Below are 18,535 nucleotides of genomic sequence, written 5' to 3'. Positions count from 1 at the left end.
CTCTCGATGGTCTGAAAAAGATGCTGGATAATAAAGCATGACCCGCTTGACGGCTAGCGCCGTCGGAGACCCTTGCAATGCCTGACCAAGATGTACGCTTGCAACACCTGAAAGTTTGGCTCGATGAGCAGTTGGCAATCCTGTTTGCAGATCAGGGCTGGGGCACCGTGCCCCCGGCCACGTTGACCGCGGCCAGCAGCGACGCGAGTTTCCGCCGTTACTTCCGTTGGGAAGGCGAGGGGCGCAGCTTCGTCGTGATGGACGCGCCGCCGCCCCAGGAAAACTGCAAACCGTTCGTGGATATCGCTTTTTTACTGGCGAAATCCGGAATAAATGTGCCGAAAATTTATGCCGAGGACCTCGAGCGCGGATTTCTTTTGCTCAATGACCTGGGCAACAAGACCTATCTCGACGTGATCGATGGCGAAAATGCCGACGCATTATTCAATGATGCCCTGCAAGCGCTGCTGGCTTTTCAGCAATTGCCGATGGTCGCGCCGTTGCCAAGTTACGACGTTGCCTTGCTGCGCCGAGAGCTGGAACTGTTCCCCGAGTGGTATGTGAAGCGTGAACTCGGTGTCGAGTTTGATTCGACCCAGCAACAACAATGGCAGCAGGTCAGCGATCTGCTGATCGACAGCGCACTCGCGCAGCCCAAAGTGCTGGTGCACCGCGACTACATGCCGCGCAACCTGATGCTCAGCGAGCCGAACCCCGGCGTGCTGGATTTCCAGGATGCGGTCTACGGCCCGGTGACCTACGACGTGACGTGCCTGTTCAAGGACGCCTTCCTCAGTTGGCCTGAAGAGCGTGTGCGCGGCTGGCTGCAAAGCTACTGGCAACAAGCCGCGGCGCTGAACATTCCGGTGCAGCCGGATTTCGAAGACTTCCTGCGTGCCAGCGACTTGATGGGCGTGCAGCGCCACCTGAAAGTCATCGGCATCTTCGCGCGCATCTGCCATCGTGATGGCAAGCCGCGCTACCTCGCTGACGTACCGCGTTTCTTCTCTTATATAGAAGCGGTGATTGCGCGTCGTCCTGAATTGGCGGAACTGCAAGCGCTGTTCACCAGCCTGCGGGGTGGAGCAATAGCATGAAGGCAATGATTCTGGCGGCAGGCAAAGGCGAGCGCATGCGCCCGCTGACCCTGACCACGCCGAAACCGCTGGTACGTGCCGGCGGTGTTCCCCTGATCGAATATCACCTGCGCGCTCTCGCGGCCGCTGGGTTCAACGAGATTGTGATCAATCACGCCTGGCTCGGTCAGCAGATCGAGGATTACCTGGGTGATGGTTCGCAGTTTGGCGTGAGCATTCAGTACTCGCCGGAAGGTGAGCCACTGGAAACCGGCGGCGGGATTTTCCGTGCGTTGCCGCTACTGGGTGACGACGCTTTCCTGGTGGTCAACGGTGATATCTGGACCGATTACGACTTCAGCGTGCTGCATCAGCCGATCAACGGGCTCGCGCATCTGGTACTGGCCGACAATCCGGCGCACCACCCGAGCGGCGATTTCACCTTGCTCGACGGTCAGGTAATCGACGGCCAGCCGGACGCTGCGACCCTGACCTACAGCGGCATCGCCGTATTGCATCCGCAACTTTTCGACGGCTGCACCGACGGCGCTTTCAAACTGGCGCCGCTGTTGCGCAACGCCATGGCGGCTGGCGAAGTCACGGGCGAGCGTCTGAAAGGTCATTGGGTGGACGTCGGTACGCATGAGCGTCTGGCCGAAGCTGAAGCATTGATAGAAGCGAGTCGCTGACATGTTGTGGCCAGGGACTCTGATTGGAGCCGGAGCGGGTTTTGCGATCGCCAGCATTCCGGGGGCCATGCTTGGGGCATTGTTGGGGCAGGCGCTGGATCGGCGTCTGAACCTGCAAAGCTTTGGGCATCTGCGGGAAAAACTCGGCGGTCGGCCGATGCTGCGTAACGACGAACTGTTGTTTGTGTTGCTCGGACGTCTGGCCAAGAGTGACGGTCGAGTCACCGACGGGCATATACAGCAGGCGCGCAACGAGATGCGCGCGCTGGAGATGAGTGAGCCGGCAACGCGCCGCGCCATCGCAGCATTCAACCGTGGCAAGTCTGAAAATGACAACCTGCGCGGTTATCTGCGGCGCCTGAGCGCGCAGCCCCATGCGGCCGAGGGTGTATTGCGGGCGTGTTGGCGGATGGTTTGGGCCGATGGTCGTGCGGGCGTCAGCGAGCGGGAATTGTTGGCGCAGTGGGGTAAATGGCTAGGCTGGACGACGCATCAGGTACAGGCGCTGGCCAGTGATTACGAACCGGGCAAACGGCCGATCGTCAGTGCTGCGGTGAGCTATCAGGAGGCGATGCGGTTATTGGGTGTGTCGACGTCCAGTGAACCGGCGCAGATCAAACGGGCCTATCGGCGCCTGCTCAGTCGTCATCATCCGGACAAGATTGCCGGGACGGGGGCGACGCCAGCAGAGGTGCGTGAAGCGACTGATAAAACCCGGGAGCTGCACAATGCCTACACGTTGATTCGTGAGCGGCGGGATTTTCGCTGACTTTTAGATGTGTATCGTCTGCGCTGGCCTCTTCGCGAGCAGGCTCGCTCCCACCTTTGAATGCATTCCAACTGAAGGAACGCGATCAAGTGTGGGAGCGAGCCTGCTCGCGAATGAAGGCGCCTCGGTCTTATTCGGTCAGTCCGGGTTCTGCGGATTCAGCCAGCCCCGCACCCGGCGGAACAACTGTTCCTGTTCAGCCTTGTTGTCCGGCAAAGCCTTGAGCGCGACCTGGCTGAACGCCGAAGTTTTCAAGCGTTTGCTCGCTTGCATACGCTCCAGCGCGGCATTGCGATCCAGCGGCTTGTCCATATAGAAAATATCCGCCGTCGGCAGCTTCAGCGCTGGCGTCAGTTCGGCCAGCGGCGGTTTGGCCTTGGTCGGCATCTGCGCATCGACCATGACGAATTTCTCCACCTGCGCCGTTTGCTTTTCACTCAGATAACGCGCGGCCCAATAGGCGCCAGTGCCGTGTCCAAGCACAACAATGCTGCGTGCACTCTGCTGTTCGGCGTAGGCAATCGCGGCGTCGATGCGGGCGAAGATGCGTTCGGCGTCAGCCTTGGATTGTTCTTCGGTGGTTTCGGCCACCACTTGATCCGCCACTTCGGCTTCACCACCCGCCGCCTGTTCGATCGGCTGTGCGGTGGTGGCGTCCTTGCTGCCGCTTTCCGGTGCCTTCGGCGCTGCAGCTGCTTCGACGGCGCGCGGGGCAATGGTATCGCTTTGCAGGTCAGGCATCGTGATGCTCAGGCTGCTCCACTCGGCGTTTGGCAGTTTTTGTCGCAGTGGGCCGATTGCCTGCGGCCAGTCAGCGGTTTCGCCGACGCCGGGGATGATGATCACCGCGCCTTTGGGGTCGGCGGTGTTGGCCGGTTTCCACAGGGCGAGGAAGGTGTCGCTGCCGGCCTGCAACTGTTGCTGTTCTTGCGCCGGAACTTTACGTTCCAGTGCGGCGGCCTCTTCCTGACTACGCTCAAGCAGTGGCTGGCGTTCGGCCGGTTTTTCTTCTGCCGGTTTTTCCGCCGCAGGGGCGGGGTCGGCGGCGTTGACGGAAAACGCACAAGGCAGGAGCAGCGACAGGCACAATGCTGGCATTGCCAGGCGGTAGACAGAGGGCATCGGTTATTCCAGGCCAGAAAGTATCCCGGCAGCCTAATGGGTTGGTCAGAATTTGTCAGTGTATGAGACTTCAATGAAGCGATTTTGCTGCCTGTGGGTTATCGGCTGTTTATGGTTTCCCTTGATGGGCTGGGCGGTGCCTGCGCCCCCGGCGCATGTTGCGCAATTGTCGGCGAGCCAGCAGCAATGGCTGGCGCAGCACAATGAATTGCGCGTCGGTCTGGTACTGCAAGCACCGTATGCGCAATACGACCGGCGTTTGCAGCGGCTGTCCGGGGCCAACGTCGAATTGATGAAGCTGTTGGCTAAAACGCTCAATGTCGAACTGAGCTGGCGCAACTTTCAGGATCTCGCGCAACTGGAAACCGCCGTGCGCGAGGGCGAGATCGATATCGCCCCGGGCCTGAGCCAGACCCCGAGCGCCCTGCGTCTGTGGCAGTTTTCCGATCCCTACATGCGTGTGCCGCAACTGGTCGTCAGTGATCAGAAAGCCAGTGGCGTGGTCGATCTGGAAAAGCTCGATAGCCAGGTCCGCGTCGCTGTGCGTATGCCCAGCAGCACCGCCGATTACCTGCGCGGCAACTATCCGCATCTGAACCTGCAAGGCGTGCCGCTGGAGCGTCAGGCCTTGCAGTTGCTGTTGAGTCAGCAGGCTGCCTACGCCGTGGTCGACGAGGCACAACTCGGGCGGTTGTCGGTAGAGCCGGAGTTCGCTGAACTGGTGGTGGTCGGCGATATCGGCCTGCCGCAACTGCTGCGAGTCGGCTCGCGCCGCGATTGGCCAGAGTTGGCCGGCATCGTGCAAAGTGCGCTGCGTGCGATCCCGGCCAAGGATCTGGAGCAATTGCACAACCAATGGCTACAACCGAAATACCCGCGACTCTCGGAGTCGCCGGGCTTCTGGCAGAACCTCAGCCTGTTGTTTGCGGTGATGCTGCTCAGTTGTGTCGCGATCGTGTTCTGGCAGCGCCGCCAACAGCACAGTCTTGAGCAGCGACTGTTGGCTGCCCGGGAAGACATCGCCTTGCGCGCGGCCAGTGAAGAAGCGCTGCGGTTGACGCAGTTTTCCATCGATCAAAGCACCGTTGGCATCCTCTGGGTCAACTGGGACAGCCATGTGCGCTACGCCAATCGCGCGGCGGAAATCATGCTCGGTTACCCCGCCGGCGGACTGATCGAACGGCCATTGATCGACTTCGAGCCGGGTCTGCACATGGATCGCTGGCTCAATTTATGGAAGCGCGCACGGGCCAGCGAAGAAGGGCCGCTGAGTTTTGAAACCAGTTGCGTGCGCGCTGACGGCAGTGTTTTGCCAGCGGACGTGTCGCTGAGTTTTCTGCGCTTTCGCGACAGCGAATACCTCGTGGTTTACCTCACGGATGTCACCGAGCGCCGCCGTGCACTGGCGGCGTTGCAGGAAAGCGAGGCGCGTCTGCAAGGTATCGCCGCCAACGTGCCGGGGCTGGTGTTCCGTCTGGAGCGGGCAGCGGTGACCGGGCAGATCGACTTTGCCTACATCAGCGAGGGCAGCGAAAGCCTGGTCGGGTATGCGCCGGCCACCCTTGCGCATCGCGACATGGGTCTGCGCAGCCTGGTGCATCCCGACGACAAAGCCAGTTATCACCGCACTCAGGATCAGGCGCTGGACACCGACAGCGACTGGTCGTGGCAGGGGCGCATCCTTACTCGTCAGGGCGAGCAGCGCTGGGCCGAGATCAAGGCGATCACCCGGCAACTGGAGGATGGCGCTTACGTCTGGGATGGCATCGTCTGGGACATCACCGAGAGCAAGCGTATCGAGTTGGAGCTGGCGGCATCGCGTGAGCAACTGCGCGAACTGTCGGCGCACCTTGAGAGCGTGCGTGAAGAAGAGAAGGCGCGCATTGCTCGCGAGGTTCACGATGAACTGGGGCAGATGTTGACGGTGCTGAAGCTGGAAACATCGATGTGCGAACTGGCCTACGCGCAACTCGATCCCGGTCTGAATGAACGGCTAAACAGCATGAAACGCCTGATCGCGCAGTTGTTTCAGCTGGTGCGCGATGTGGCGACGGCGCTGCGACCGCCGATTCTCGATGCCGGGATTGCCTCGGCGATCGAGTGGCAGGCGCGCCGATTTGAAGCGCGTACGCAGATTCCGTGTCTGGTGCAGGTGCCGGACAATCTGCCGGCGCTCAGTGATGCCAAGGCGATTGGTCTGTTCCGGATTTTGCAGGAAGCGCTGACCAATGTGATGCGCCATGCTCAGGCGCATACTGTGGAACTGACGCTGGCGCTGGAGGGCGATGAACTGTGCCTGACGATCAGTGATGATGGCGTAGGATTTGCCCCCGCTACGGGTCGGCCGACTTCGTTTGGTCTGGTGGGTATGCGTGAGCGGGTGCTGATCATGGGCGGGCGGCTGGTGCTGGAGAGTGAGCCGGGGGAGGGCACCAGTCTGAATGTTTGGGTGCCGGTGAGTGAGGTTTGACATGTTGTGGTGTCTGGACTGACGCCTTCGCGAGCAAGCTCGCTCCCACAGGGATCTGTGTATGCCTGAATTATGGAGAAGAACGTGATCCGTGTACTGGTAGCCGAAGACCACACCATCGTCCGCGAAGGCATCAAGCAATTGATCGGCCTGGCCAAGGACCTGCAAGTGGTAGGTGAGGCGAGCAATGGCGAGCAACTGCTCGAAACCCTGCGCAACGTGCCGTGCGAAGTGGTGCTGCTCGACATCTCCATGCCCGGGGTCAATGGCCTGGAGGCGATCCCGCGCATCCGTGCGCTGAACAATCCGCCGGCGATTCTGGTGCTGTCGATGCACGACGAGGCGCAGATGGCTGCTCGGGCGCTGAAGGTTGGCGCCGCCGGGTATGCGACCAAGGACAGCGATCCGGCGCTGTTGCTCACCGCCATTCGCAAGGTCGCGGCGGGTGGGCGTTACATTGATCCGGATCTGGCGGATCGCATGGTCTTCGAAGTCGGCCTGACCGATGCGCGACCGCTGCATTCGTTGCTGTCGGAACGCGAATTCTCGGTATTCGAGCGTCTGGCCCAAGGCGCCAACGTCAACGACATCGCCCAGCAACTGGCCCTGAGCAGCAAGACCATCAGCACCCACAAGGCGCGGCTGATGCAAAAGCTCAACATCACCTCGCTGGCCGAACTGGTCAAATACGCGATGGAACACAAACTCCTCTGAACCCACCTCAAAAACCTGTGGGAGCTGGCTTGCCAGCGATGAGGGCATGTCAGTCACATCAATGTCGGCTGACCCACCGCTATCGCTGGCAAGCCAGCTCCCACAGGCTTCGTTGTTTAACCCTGGATTGTAGGCATATCTGTTAGCGACACGCGCTTTTGCTTGTTCTTGCAGCTTGCAGCTCAACCCTCGCCACTGCTTTATCCATTAGCGCCATCCTTGTAGGGCAATCCCTACCCCCAACCTTCCATCCGGCTGAGGCGATTCTCTCCTGCACCCCGATTTGCGTGGCTGTCAGCAGCCACTAGGCTTAACCCACAAGCAGTCATCAACAACAAAGGTGTGGGTATGAGCCAGGTCGATACAAACGCAGGGGCCAGCGATGTGCTGGTCAGCTTTCGTGGAGTGCAGAAGAGCTACGACGGCGAGAACCTGATCGTCAAAGACCTCAACCTCGACATTCGCAAAGGCGAATTCCTCACCCTGCTCGGGCCTTCCGGTTCCGGCAAGACCACCAGCCTGATGATGCTCGCCGGTTTCGAAACGCCGACCGCTGGCGAGATCCTGTTGGCCGGGCGCTCGATCAACAACGTGCCGCCGCACAAGCGCGACATCGGCATGGTGTTCCAGAACTACGCGCTGTTTCCGCACATGACTGTGGCCGAGAACCTCGCGTTCCCGCTGACCGTCCGTGGCCTGAACAAAAGTGATGTCAGCGACCGCGTGAAGAAAGTCCTCAGCATGGTTCAGCTCGATGCGTTCGCTTCCCGCTATCCGGCGCAGTTGTCCGGTGGTCAGCAACAACGTGTGGCATTGGCCCGCGCGCTGGTGTTCGAACCGCAACTGGTGTTGATGGACGAACCCCTTGGCGCCCTCGACAAACAACTGCGCGAACACATGCAGATGGAAATCAAACACCTGCACCAGCGTCTCGGCGTGACCGTGGTCTACGTGACCCACGATCAGGGTGAAGCGCTGACCATGTCCGACCGCGTCGCGGTGTTCCATCAAGGCGAAATCCAGCAGATCGCCCCACCGCGCACCCTTTACGAAGAGCCGAAAAATACCTTCGTCGCCAACTTCATCGGTGAGAACAACCGCCTCAACGGCCGTCTGCTCAGCCAGAGCGGCGAGCGCTGCGTGGTCGAGCTGGGCCGTGGCGAAAAGGTCGAGGCGCTGGCGGTCAACGTCGGCCAGACCGGCGAACCGGTGACCCTGTCGATCCGTCCGGAGCGCGTCAGCCTCAACGGTTCGAGCGATCAATGCGTTAACCGCTTCTCAGGGAGGGTGGCGGAATTCATCTATCTGGGCGACCACGTCCGGGTGCGCCTGGAAGTCTGCGGCAAGACCGACTTCTTCGTGAAACAACCGATTGCCGAGCTCGATCCCGCGCTCGCGGTCGGCGACGTGGTTCCGCTTGGCTGGCAGGTCGAGCACGTACGCGCACTCGATCCTCTTCTAGAGGCGAACTGATCGCCCCGGCAATACCAACACCAACCCTGCACGTGGAGAGAACAATAAATGTTGAGATCCCTGAAGTTCACCGCCCTGACCCTGGGCCTGATGGGTGCGGCAAGCGCAATGGCCGCTGGCCCCGATTTGACCGTGGTGTCGTTTGGCGGGGCGAACAAGGCGGCGCAAGTCAAAGCCTTCTATGCACCGTGGGAAGCGGCAGGCAACGGCAAGATCGTCGCCGGCGAATACAACGGCGAAATGGCCAAGGTCAAAGCCATGGTCGACACCAAGAGCGTGTCGTGGGATCTGGTCGAGGTTGAATCGCCAGAACTGTCCCGTGGTTGTGACGAAGACATGTTCGAACAACTCGACCCGGCGCTGTTCGGCAAAACCGAAGATTACGTCAAAGGCGCGATCCAGCCGTGCGGCGTGGGCTTCTTCGTTTGGTCGACCGTACTGGCCTACAACGCCGACAAGCTGAAAACCGCGCCAACCAGCTGGGCCGATTTTTGGGACACCAAGAAATTTCCGGGCAAACGTGGCCTGCGCAAAGGCGCCAAATACACCCTCGAATTCGCTTTGATGGCCGATGGCGTGGCGCCGAAAGACGTCTACAAGGAACTGGCGAGCAAGGGTGGTCAGGATCGCGCGTTCAAGAAACTCGATGAGCTGAAACCGAACATCCAGTGGTGGGAAGCCGGCGCACAACCGCCGCAATACCTCGCTTCCGGTGACGTGGTGATGAGCTCGGCCTACAACGGTCGCATCGCGGCGGTGCAGAAAGAGTCCAACCTGAAAGTGGTGTGGAACGGCGGCATCTACGACTTCGACGCGTGGGCTATCCCGAAAGGTCTAGACGCCAAGCGCGCGGAAGCGGCGAAGAAATTCATCGCTTACTCGGTGCAGCCGCAGCAGCAGAAGACCTACTCGGAAAACATCGCCTACGGCCCGGCCAATACCCAGGCTGTGCCGCTGCTGGCCAAGGATGTCCTGAAAGACATGCCGACCACCCCGGAAAACATCGCCAACCAGGTGCAGATCGACGTCAGCTTCTGGGCTGACAACGGCGAGCAACTGGAGCAGCGCTTCAACTCCTGGGCTGCGAAATAAGCACAACCTGGTGAGGGTGGGTTGGCCCACCCCTGTGGGAGCGAGCCTGCTCGCGAAAGCGGTAGATCAGCCAGCATGGATGTTGAATGTGCTGGCCTCTTCGCGAGCAGGCTCGCTCCCACAGGTAGCTGTGTTTCAACACAACAGCGGTGGTTCGTCACCTCTGTAACGATCAAAGATTTGCGGAGTACGTCATGGCCATCGCCGTTCCCCTGAACGAGGGCAACAGCCCCACCTTGAAGCAGAAGCTCAAGCGCGCCGAGCGGGTCAACCGCTGGAAGGCGCAAGCGCTGATTGCGCCGCTGGTGCTGTTTCTGTTGCTGGTGTTTCTGGTGCCGATCGTGGCGCTGCTCTACAAAAGCGTCGGCAATCCCGAAGTGGTCGGCGGCATGCCGCGCACCGTGGCGGCCATCGCCAGTTGGGACGGCCGCGGCCTGCCCGCTGAACCGGTCTACAAAGCCGCCGGCGAAGACCTCGCCGAAGCACGCAAAAACCAGACACTGGGCGATCTGTCCAAGCGCTTGAACATGGAGTTGGCCGGCTATCGCAGCCTGCTGACCAAAACCGCCCGGGCGCTGCCCTTCGCCAGCGAACCGGCCTCTTATAAAGAAGCGCTGGAAGGTCTCGACGAGCGTTGGGGCGACCCCGCCTACTGGCAGGCGGTCAAACGCAACACCAGCAGCATCACCCCATACTACTTGCTGGCGTCCGTCGACCACCGCATCGACGACCTCGGCGAAATCGCCCCGGCCACCCCGGATCAGGCGATCTACCTCGACATCTTCGCCCGCACCTTCTGGATGGGCCTGGTCATCACGGTAATCTGTCTGCTGCTCGCCTATCCATTGGCTTACCTGCTGGCGAATCTGCCGTCGCGGCAAAGCAACCTGCTGATGATTCTGGTGCTGCTGCCGTTCTGGACCTCGATTCTGGTGCGCGTCGCCGCGTGGATCGTGCTGCTGCAATCGGGCGGTCTGATCAACAGTGGCCTGATGGCGATGGGCATTATCGATAAGCCGCTGGAACTGGTGTTCAACCGCACCGGCGTATATATCTCGATGGTGCACATCCTGCTGCCGTTCATGATTCTGCCGATCTACAGCGTGATGAAAGGCATCTCGCCGACCTACATGCGCGCGGCGATTTCCCTTGGCTGCCATCCGTTCGCCAGTTTCTGGCGGGTGTACTTCCCGCAGACCTACGCCGGTGTCGGCGCCGGTTGCCTGTTGGTGTTCATTCTCGCTATTGGTTACTACATCACCCCGGCGCTGCTCGGCAGCCCGAACGATCAAATGGTCAGCTACTTCGTCGCCTTCTACACCAACACCAGCATCAACTGGGGCATGGCCACCGCACTGGGCGGGCTGTTGCTGCTGGCGACCGTGGTGCTTTATCTGATTTACAGCTGGCTGGTGGGCGCCAGTCGCCTGCGCCTGAGCTAAGGGGAATTCGAGATGCTGAGTCCTTACATGTCGCCCATCGAACGGGTGTGGTTCTACAGCCTGCGGATTCTCTGCGGCCTGATTCTGTTGTTCCTGATTCTGCCGGTGCTGGTGATCATCCCGTTGTCGTTCAACTCGGGCAGTTTTCTGGTCTATCCGCTGCAGGGTTTCTCGCTGCACTGGTATCAGGATTTCTTCGCCTCGGCGGAATGGATGCGCGCACTGAAGAACAGCATCATCGTCGCCCCGGCGGCGACAGTGCTGGCGATGGTCTTCGGCACGCTGGCGGCGATTGGTCTGACCCGTGGCGACTTCCCCGGTAAAGCACTGGTGATGGCGCTGGTGATCTCGCCGATGGTGGTGCCGGTGGTGATCATCGGTGTGGCGAGTTATCTGTTTTTTGCGCCGCTGGGGTTGGGTAACAGCTTCTTCTCGCTGATTGTGGTGCATGCGGTGCTAGGTGTGCCGTTTGTGATCATCACGGTGTCGGCGACGTTGCAGGGGTTTAACCATAATCTGGTGCGTGCTGCTGCGAGTCTGGGGGCATCGCCGCTGACCGCGTTCCGCCGGGTGACCTTGCCGCTGATTGCACCGGGGGTGATTTCCGGGGCGCTGTTTGCGTTTGCGACTTCGTTTGATGAGGTGGTGGTGACGCTGTTTCTGGCCGGGCCTGAGCAGGCGACGTTGCCACGGCAGATGTTTAGCGGGATACGCGAGAACCTCAGTCCGACGATTGCCGCTGCCGCTACTTTGCTGATTGCCTTCTCGGTGATTCTGCTGCTGACCCTGGAATGGCTGCGAGGCCGCAGCGAAAAACTGCGGACTGCTCAGGTTTAAGATCAAGGTCAAAAGCCACCCCCTCACCCCAGCCCTCTCCCCCAAGGGGGAAAGGGAGCAGATATTCGTGCTGTTCAGAATCTGAGCTCGACTCGGTGTCGCACGTCGGTGTACTTCGAAAGTACAGCGCGGTCAGTCCCCTCTCCCTCCGGGAGAGGGCTAGGGTGAGGGGCTCTTGATTTTCTAACCGATCAACCATTCACCACCTGAATAGCAGACAACCCCAAAACCCCAGCTAATCTTGTGCCCAGCTCCCACATCTATAAGAGGCTGCGCACGATGAGTCTGTCCCAGTTCAAAATCGCTCACAAGCTGATCACCGGCGCCGCCGCCATCGAGCAACTGGCCGCCGAACTCACCCGCCTCGACATCGACAACCCCTTGATCGTCACCGACGCCGCGCTGGTCAAATCCGGTACGGTCGAGCTGGCGCTGGTGCAGCTCGGTGGGCGCGACTACGAGATTTTCGACCGCGTGCTGCCCGATCCGGAAATCGCCATCGTCGAAGACTGCATGCGCGTTTACCGCGAGGGCGGGCATGACGGCTTGATCGGCCTCGGTGGCGGCAGTGCCATCGACATCGCCAAAAGTGTCGCTGCCTATGCCGGTTACCACGGCGCGCTGGAAGATCTGTTCGGTGTCGACCAGGTGCCACGCAAAGGCCCGCCGCTGATCGCCATCCCGACCACCGCCGGCACCGGGTCCGAAGTCACCAACGTCGCGATTCTTTCGGACAAAGTCGCGCAGTTGAAGAAAGGCATCGTCAGCGACTTTCTATTACCGGACGTCGCGCTGGTCAGCCCGCAGATGACCCTGACCTGCCCGCGCAGCGTCACCGCCGCCAGCGGTGTCGACGCGCTGGTGCACGCCATCGAATCCTATCTGTCGGTGAATGCCTCGCCGATCACTGACTCTTTGGCCCTCGGCGCCATCAAGCTGATCGCCAGAGCCCTGCCCAAGGCCTATGCCAATGGCGCCAACCTCCAAGCCCGCGAAGACATGGCCACCGCCAGCCTGATGGCCGGCATGGCGTTTGGTAATGCCGGGGTCGGCGCGGTGCATGCGCTGGCGTATCCGCTGGGCGGGCGTTTCAACATTGCCCATGGCGTCAGTAACGCCTTGCTGCTGCCGTATGTCATGACCTGGAACAAGATGGCCTGCGTCGAGCGCATGCAGGATATTGCCGAAGCCATGGGAGTGAAGACCGCTCATCTGAGTGCAGCCGAGGCGGCGGACAAAGCCGTGCAGGCGATGACCGATTTGTGCGCGGCCGTGGAAATCCCGGCCGGGCTGCGCAGTTTCGGTGTGCCGGAAGAGGCGATCCCGGCGATGGCCGTGGAAGCGGCGGGCATTGAGCGCCTGATGCGCAACAACCCGCGCAAACTCAGCGCTGTGGACATCGAGAAGATCTACCGCGCGGCTTATTGAGTCCGTGCCGGTCATCCTTCATGGCACAACCCAATCATCGCGGTCACGGTGCGCGCTTGGAAACTTGAGGTATACAATGCGCGCCATCGTGATTTAGCTCAGAAAAGGTGCGTCATGCAGCCCTTCGTAATTGCTCCGTCGATTCTCTCCGCCGACTTCGCCCGCCTCGGCGAGGAAGTAGACAACGTTCTCGCCGCTGGCGCCGACTTCGTCCACTTCGACGTCATGGACAACCACTACGTACCCAACCTGACCATCGGCCCGATGGTTTGCGCGGCATTACGCAAGTACGGCGTCACCGCGCCGATCGACGCGCACCTGATGGTCAGCCCGGTGGATCGCATCGTTGGTGACTTCATCGAGGCTGGCGCGACCTACATCACCTTCCACCCGGAAGCCACGCTGCACGTTGATCGTTCGCTGCAACTGATCCGCGAGGGTGGCTGCAAATCCGGTCTGGTGTTCAACCCGGCGACCCCGCTGGACGTGCTCAAGTACGTGATCGACAAGGTCGACATGGTCTTGCTGATGAGCGTCAACCCGGGCTTCGGCGGGCAGAAGTTCATTCCTGGCACCCTCGATAAACTGCGCGAAGCGCGGGCGATCATCGATGCCTCGGGCCGTGATATTCGTCTGGAAATCGACGGCGGCGTCAACGTCAACAACATCCGCGAAATCGCCGCGGCTGGCGCTGACACCTTTGTTGCCGGCTCGGCGATCTTCAATGCGCCGAACTATCAGGAAGTCATCGACAAGATGCGTTCCGAACTGGCGCTGGCTCGCCCATGAGCGGGTTTGAGCAGCTGTTCCCGGGGAAACTGCCACGGCTGGTGATGTTCGATCTGGATGGCACACTGATCGACTCGGTTCCGGACCTGGCAGCCGCGGTGGACACCATGCTGCTCTCCCTCGGCCGTCAACCGGCGGGCATCGATTCGGTGCGCGAATGGGTTGGCAATGGCGCGCCAGTCCTGGTGCGCCGCGCGCTGGCCGGTGGCATTGATCATTCGGCGGTGGATGACGTCGAGGCCGAGCATGCGCTGGAAGTGTTCATGGAGGCCTACGGCGCCAGCCATGAGCTGACCGTGGTCTATCCCGGCGTGCGCGACACCCTCAAGTGGCTGCAAAAGCAGGGCGTGGCCATGGCGCTGATCACCAACAAGCCGGAGCGCTTCGTCGCGCCGTTGCTGGATCAGATGAAGATCGGTCGCTACTTCAAGTGGATCATCGGCGGCGATACCCTGCCGCAGAAGAAGCCTGACCCGGCGGCGCTGTTCTTTGTGATGAAAATGGCCAACATCCCGGCCTCGCAATCGTTGTTCGTCGGCGACTCGCGCAGCGACGTACTGGCGGCGAAAGCAGCTGGGGTGAAGTGCGTGGCGCTGAGTTATGGCTACAACCATGGTCGACCGATTGCCGAAGAATCACCGGCGCTGGTCATCGACGATCTGCGCAAGCTAATTCCCGGTTGCCTAGGTTCCGCCGCTGAGATAACGTTGCCCGACGCTTCTCAATCCCCTTCTGGAAACGCCATCGTGGTGGTCACTCGCAAACTCTGGATGAAAGTCATCAAGGCCTTGGCCCGCTGGCGTTGGCGCGCCTGACTTGTTCCTGGCCGGCCTGCCGGCGCGTTTGCATACCTGACTGATTTGCCCCTCACACCACGAGGCACCTTATGATCCGCGAAGAATTCCTGCGCTTGGCCGCTGACGGCTACAACCGCATTCCGTTGGCCTGTGAAACCCTGGCCGACTTCGACACGCCGCTGTCGATCTACCTGAAACTGGCCGACCAGCCCAACTCCTACCTGCTCGAATCGGTGCAGGGTGGCGAGAAATGGGGCCGTTACTCGATCATCGGACTGCCGTGCCGCACCGTGCTGCGGGTTCACGACCATCACGTCAGCATCACCGTTGATGGCGTTGAAACCGAAAGCCACGATGTTGAAGACCCTTTGGCCTTCGTTGAGACCTTCAAGGCGCGCTACAACGTGCCGACCATCGCTGGTCTGCCGCGTTTCAACGGTGGTCTGGTCGGTTACTTCGGTTATGACTGCGTGCGTTACGTCGAGAAGCGCCTGGGCAAGTGCCCGAACCCGGATCCGCTGGGCGTGCCGGACATTCTGCTGATGGTTTCCGACGCTGTCGTGGTGTTCGACAACCTCGCCGGCAAGATGCACGCAATCGTGCTGGCCGACCCTGCGCAGGCGGATGCCTTCGAACAAGGTCAGGCACAGTTGCAGGCGTTGCTGGAAAAACTCCGTCAGCCGATCACCCCGCGCCGCGGCCTGGATTTCAGCAAGCAGCAGTCGGCTGATCCGGTGTTCCGTTCGAGTTTCACGCAGGACGACTACGAAAAAGCCGTCGATACCATCAAGGAATACATCCTTGCCGGTGACTGCATGCAGGTTGTGCCTTCGCAGCGCATGTCGATCGACTTCAAGGCTGCACCGATCGATCTGTACCGTGCTTTGCGTTGCTTCAACCCGACGCCGTACATGTACTTCTTCAACTTCGGCGACTTCCACGTCGTTGGCAGTTCGCCGGAAGTGCTGGTGCGGGTTGAAGACAACCTGATCACCGTGCGTCCGATTGCCGGGACTCGCCCTCGTGGCGCCACCGAAGAAGCGGACGTGGCGCTGGAACAAGATCTGCTGTCGGATGACAAAGAGATCGCCGAGCACTTGATGCTGATCGATCTCGGTCGTAACGACACCGGCCGCGTCTCGGAAATCGGTTCGGTGAAACTCACCGAGAAAATGGTCATCGAGCGTTATTCCAACGTGATGCACATCGTTTCCAACGTCACCGGCCAGTTGAAACAAGGGCTGACAGCGATGGACGCACTGCGGGCGATTCTGCCGGCGGGCACACTGTCGGGCGCACCGAAGATTCGTGCGATGGAAATCATCGACGAGCTGGAGCCGGTCAAGCGTGGTGTTTACGGCGGGGCGGTCGGTTATTTCGCCTGGAACGGCAACATGGACACCGCGATTGCGATTCGCACGGCGGTGATCAAGAACGGCGAACTGCACGTGCAGGCCGGTGGCGGCATCGTTGCCGACTCGGTGCCGGCGCTGGAATGGGAAGAAACCTTGAACAAACGCCGCGCGATGTTCCGCGCCGTGGCCCTGGCCGAGCAAACCCCGGAAGCCTGAGCCAACACAAAACCTTGTGGGAGCGAGCCTGCTCGCGAAGGCGTTGTGTCAGCAAACATTAAAGGCGACTGACACACCCTCTTCGCGAGCAGGCTCGCTCCCACAGTGGGCTTTGTGTTCGGCAATAAAAAGCGGCGCCTGTGAAGGCGCCGCTTTTTATTGCGTGGGATTTAGAAGTCGAGCACAACCCCGACGTTAACACCCTGCTGGGTAAAGTCATCATCCTTGCGCAACGAATACCCGCCACGCAGCGCCAGATCCGCCGTGAGTTTGTGGCTCACGCCCAGACTCAAGCGGTTCAGGTGACTCTGCGGTGTATAGCCTTCAAGTTTGAAGTCATTCGCCGGCAAGGTATTGAGCGCGATGTTGACCTTTTGCACGTCATCTTCGTACTCACGCTCGTGAGCGTACTCGCCGAACACCTGAGTCTGCGGGGTGATGTTGTATTTGCCCTGCAAGCCCAGCCCCAGGCGTTTCGAGTCGCGGGTCTGATCATCGAAGGTCAGTGCGGTGGCGCGATTGCTCTTCTCTGAGTAACCATCGACATCAACGCTGGCGTAGTCGGCGCTGACGAACGGCGACAGGTGCCATTCGCTGCCCGGCTGGGCAATGTCGTAACCGACACGGGCGCTGAAAGCCCAGAGGCTGCCGTCGGTGTCGCCTTTCTCCGCACCTTCGCTGGCGCCGAGATCGAACTTGCGCTTGAGGTTGTCGTAGTCGAGTTTGCCGCCGGTCAACGCCGCGTCAGCCCACCAGCGGTTTTGCTGGTACTGGGCAAATGCCGTGGCCATGTAGCTGTTGAGTTTGTAGTCGGAATCGTTATGACCGGCCTCCAGATTCTGCCGGTAGAAACCGCCCGCCACACCGACGCGCCAGGCTTCATTCAAGCGATAGCTGCCGCCGACATTGAGGTTGTAACCACTGCCATCGGCGCTGGCGCCGCTGCTTTGGCTGTCGACATCCAGATGCTGGCCGCCCGCCGAAACAATGGCGCGCCATTGGCCGACCGCTTGCCAGTTCTCCCAATCCGCCTGCCATTGATTGCGCAGTTCATCCTGATGCGCGCGCACGGTGGCGTGGGCCATTTCCGGCAACAGCGTCAGTTCCCACGGCGCGGCGAGCAGGGAGTAGGCATAGTCGGAGATCAGCTTTTGCCCGGCCTCGGTCGGGTGTACGCCGTCGTTGTAGATCAGCTTGCTCGGGTCGGGTGTCGCACTGTTGATGCCGTAACGGGCGTTTTCGGTGCAGCTATTGCCACTGAAGCAGGTCGCAGTGAGGTTCTGATCGGTCGCGAGGCCAAAGCGTCCTGGATCGGCAAACACCTCCGACAGCAGCACCGGAATGTTCAGCGGAATGATCTCGGCGTTGATGCCTTGCAGGCGAGTGACCAACTGGCTGTTGAACTGCGTGGCGAGCTGGCTGCTGAAGGCTTGCAGCGGCGTACCGTTGATGGCCGGGGTCAGGCCAACGTCAGGCAACAGCCAGACCATCACGTACTTGGCGCCGGCGGTTTGCAGGGTCTGCACGCTGTCGGCCAGTCGGTCGGCGGCGGCGTTGGCTTGCGGCAGACTGAGAATGCGCCCTTGCAGGAAGTCGTTACCGCCGCCGGAAATGTAATACAGCGCATTCGGGTCGGCGCGGAAGCCGTTCGATGGCAGGTAACCGGCGCGGGTGCGTTCGCCGGTAGCGGATTGCGTGGTGATCGAATCGAGGATCTGGTCAGTACGATAGCCACCGACTGCCCAGTTGTTGCCGTCGGGCTGGCCGTTTTCGGCACGCACTGCGGAACTGGAAGAGGCTGTCTGGTCTGCGGAAAAACCCAGGCGCCCGCCGAGTAGTTGCGTGGAATTCAATGAATACAGTTCACCGCTGCCATTCTGATAGATCGGGCCGGTACGGTTGGTGTAACGCTCGGTGGAGCCGGCCGGGCCGCCGGTGTCGGTAAAGGTCCCGGCATCGTTCAGGCTATCGCCGAAAACAATGAAATTCGAATAGGGATTGGGTGCAGCATTGGCCTGGGCGCAGGCCAGTGCGAGCAAGCATCCGGCCAGCGGTACAAACAACGTCTGTTTGATCATGAGCAAGTCCGTTTATTTATTGTTGTAGGTGAACGAAACGACAGTACCAAAAACTCCCGGCGTTTTGCCATCGGTCGCGAATCCTCCCTTGGTTTTATCCCCCAAAGCCCCGGCCATATTGCACGCTCTGCCCAGCTAAGTTACTGTGCCGGAACGTATGAACGAGACCTTCCCCGTGTTGATCACCA

Annotated in this window: 15 protein-coding genes; 13 read left to right on the top strand and 2 right to left on the bottom strand. The window is 60.5% G+C overall.

What is annotated here, in order from left to right:
* The first annotated feature begins 77 nt into the window (after window positions 1–77).
* Genes RMV17_RS26820 through RMV17_RS26810 form a run of 3 tightly spaced genes read left to right on the top strand, consistent with a single transcriptional unit; the run spans window position 78 to window position 2,534 of the window.
* A complete protein-coding gene (locus RMV17_RS26820; RefSeq protein ID WP_108225170.1) occupies window positions 78–1,097 on the top strand; it encodes an aminoglycoside phosphotransferase family protein in 1,020 nt (339 codons plus the stop codon).
* The gene (gene murU / locus RMV17_RS26815) at window positions 1,094–1,765 is read left to right on the top strand and encodes an N-acetylmuramate alpha-1-phosphate uridylyltransferase MurU (protein WP_311883791.1); all 672 of its coding nucleotides are present in this window, start codon (window positions 1,094–1,096) and stop codon (window positions 1,763–1,765) included. The genes RMV17_RS26820 and murU overlap by 4 nt, the downstream gene beginning before the upstream one ends.
* A 1-nt stretch (window position 1,766) precedes the next feature.
* On the top strand, window positions 1,767–2,534 hold the full coding sequence (locus tag RMV17_RS26810; protein ID WP_034155092.1) for a TerB family tellurite resistance protein: 768 nt from the start codon (window positions 1,767–1,769) through the stop codon (window positions 2,532–2,534).
* A 138-nt stretch (window positions 2,535–2,672) separates the two neighbouring features.
* Here RMV17_RS26810 and RMV17_RS26805 read toward each other — a convergent pair whose 3' ends face one another.
* The gene (locus tag RMV17_RS26805; RefSeq protein WP_311883788.1) at window positions 2,673–3,656 is read right to left on the bottom strand and encodes an alpha/beta hydrolase family protein; all 984 of its coding nucleotides are present in this window, start codon (window positions 3,654–3,656) and stop codon (window positions 2,673–2,675) included.
* 73 nt (window positions 3,657–3,729) lie between these two features.
* Between RMV17_RS26805 and RMV17_RS26800 the strand changes: the two genes are divergently transcribed.
* The 10 genes from RMV17_RS26800 to trpE all read left to right on the top strand — a co-directional run bounded on the left by RMV17_RS26800 (window position 3,730) and on the right by trpE (window position 16,269).
* Window positions 3,730–6,126: a PAS domain S-box protein gene (locus tag RMV17_RS26800; RefSeq protein ID WP_311883786.1), complete on the top strand. Its 2,397-nt coding sequence runs from the start codon at window positions 3,730–3,732 to the stop codon at window positions 6,124–6,126.
* A gap of 72 nt (window positions 6,127–6,198) precedes the next feature.
* A complete protein-coding gene (locus RMV17_RS26795; RefSeq protein WP_311883784.1) occupies window positions 6,199–6,840 on the top strand; it encodes a response regulator transcription factor in 642 nt (213 codons plus the stop codon).
* Between the two features lie 348 nt (window positions 6,841–7,188).
* On the top strand, window positions 7,189–8,313 hold the full coding sequence (locus RMV17_RS26790; RefSeq protein ID WP_038363353.1) for an ABC transporter ATP-binding protein: 1,125 nt from the start codon (window positions 7,189–7,191) through the stop codon (window positions 8,311–8,313).
* Between the two features lie 48 nt (window positions 8,314–8,361).
* Window positions 8,362–9,405, top strand: a complete 1,044-nt coding sequence (locus RMV17_RS26785; protein ID WP_016983607.1) for an ABC transporter substrate-binding protein — start codon at window positions 8,362–8,364, stop codon at window positions 9,403–9,405.
* A 194-nt stretch (window positions 9,406–9,599) separates the two neighbouring features.
* On the top strand, window positions 9,600–10,847 hold the full coding sequence (locus RMV17_RS26780; protein WP_034155096.1) for an ABC transporter permease: 1,248 nt from the start codon (window positions 9,600–9,602) through the stop codon (window positions 10,845–10,847).
* Window positions 10,848–10,859: 12 nt separating this feature from the next.
* On the top strand, window positions 10,860–11,684 hold the full coding sequence (locus RMV17_RS26775; RefSeq protein ID WP_008027084.1) for an ABC transporter permease: 825 nt from the start codon (window positions 10,860–10,862) through the stop codon (window positions 11,682–11,684).
* A gap of 279 nt (window positions 11,685–11,963) precedes the next feature.
* Window positions 11,964–13,112, top strand: coding sequence for an iron-containing alcohol dehydrogenase (locus RMV17_RS26770; RefSeq protein WP_311883776.1), 1,149 nt, complete (start codon window positions 11,964–11,966; stop codon window positions 13,110–13,112).
* 114 nt (window positions 13,113–13,226) lie between these two features.
* Window positions 13,227–13,901, top strand: a complete 675-nt coding sequence (rpe, locus tag RMV17_RS26765; protein WP_007918813.1) for a ribulose-phosphate 3-epimerase — start codon at window positions 13,227–13,229, stop codon at window positions 13,899–13,901.
* The gene (locus tag RMV17_RS26760; protein ID WP_311883774.1) at window positions 13,898–14,716 is read left to right on the top strand and encodes a phosphoglycolate phosphatase; all 819 of its coding nucleotides are present in this window, start codon (window positions 13,898–13,900) and stop codon (window positions 14,714–14,716) included. Before rpe ends, RMV17_RS26760 begins: the two co-directional genes overlap by 4 nt.
* Before the next feature lie 71 nt (window positions 14,717–14,787).
* Window positions 14,788–16,269 carry an anthranilate synthase component I gene (gene trpE / locus RMV17_RS26755; protein ID WP_311883771.1) on the top strand — a complete coding sequence of 494 codons (1,482 nt, stop codon included), beginning with the start codon at window positions 14,788–14,790 and terminating at the stop codon, window positions 16,267–16,269.
* A 170-nt stretch (window positions 16,270–16,439) separates the two neighbouring features.
* On the opposite strand, the gene estP is transcribed toward trpE, so the two are convergent.
* Window positions 16,440–18,347 carry an esterase EstP gene (gene estP / locus RMV17_RS26750; RefSeq protein ID WP_034155100.1) on the bottom strand — a complete coding sequence of 636 codons (1,908 nt, stop codon included), beginning with the start codon at window positions 18,345–18,347 and terminating at the stop codon, window positions 16,440–16,442.
* Window positions 18,348–18,535: the final 188 nt, after the last annotated feature.

It is taken from the genome of Pseudomonas sp. VD-NE ins (assembly GCF_031882575.1).
Lineage (GTDB): Bacteria > Pseudomonadota > Gammaproteobacteria > Pseudomonadales > Pseudomonadaceae > Aquipseudomonas > Aquipseudomonas fluorescens_BZ.
This window is presented reverse-complemented; position numbering and strand designations above follow the sequence as displayed.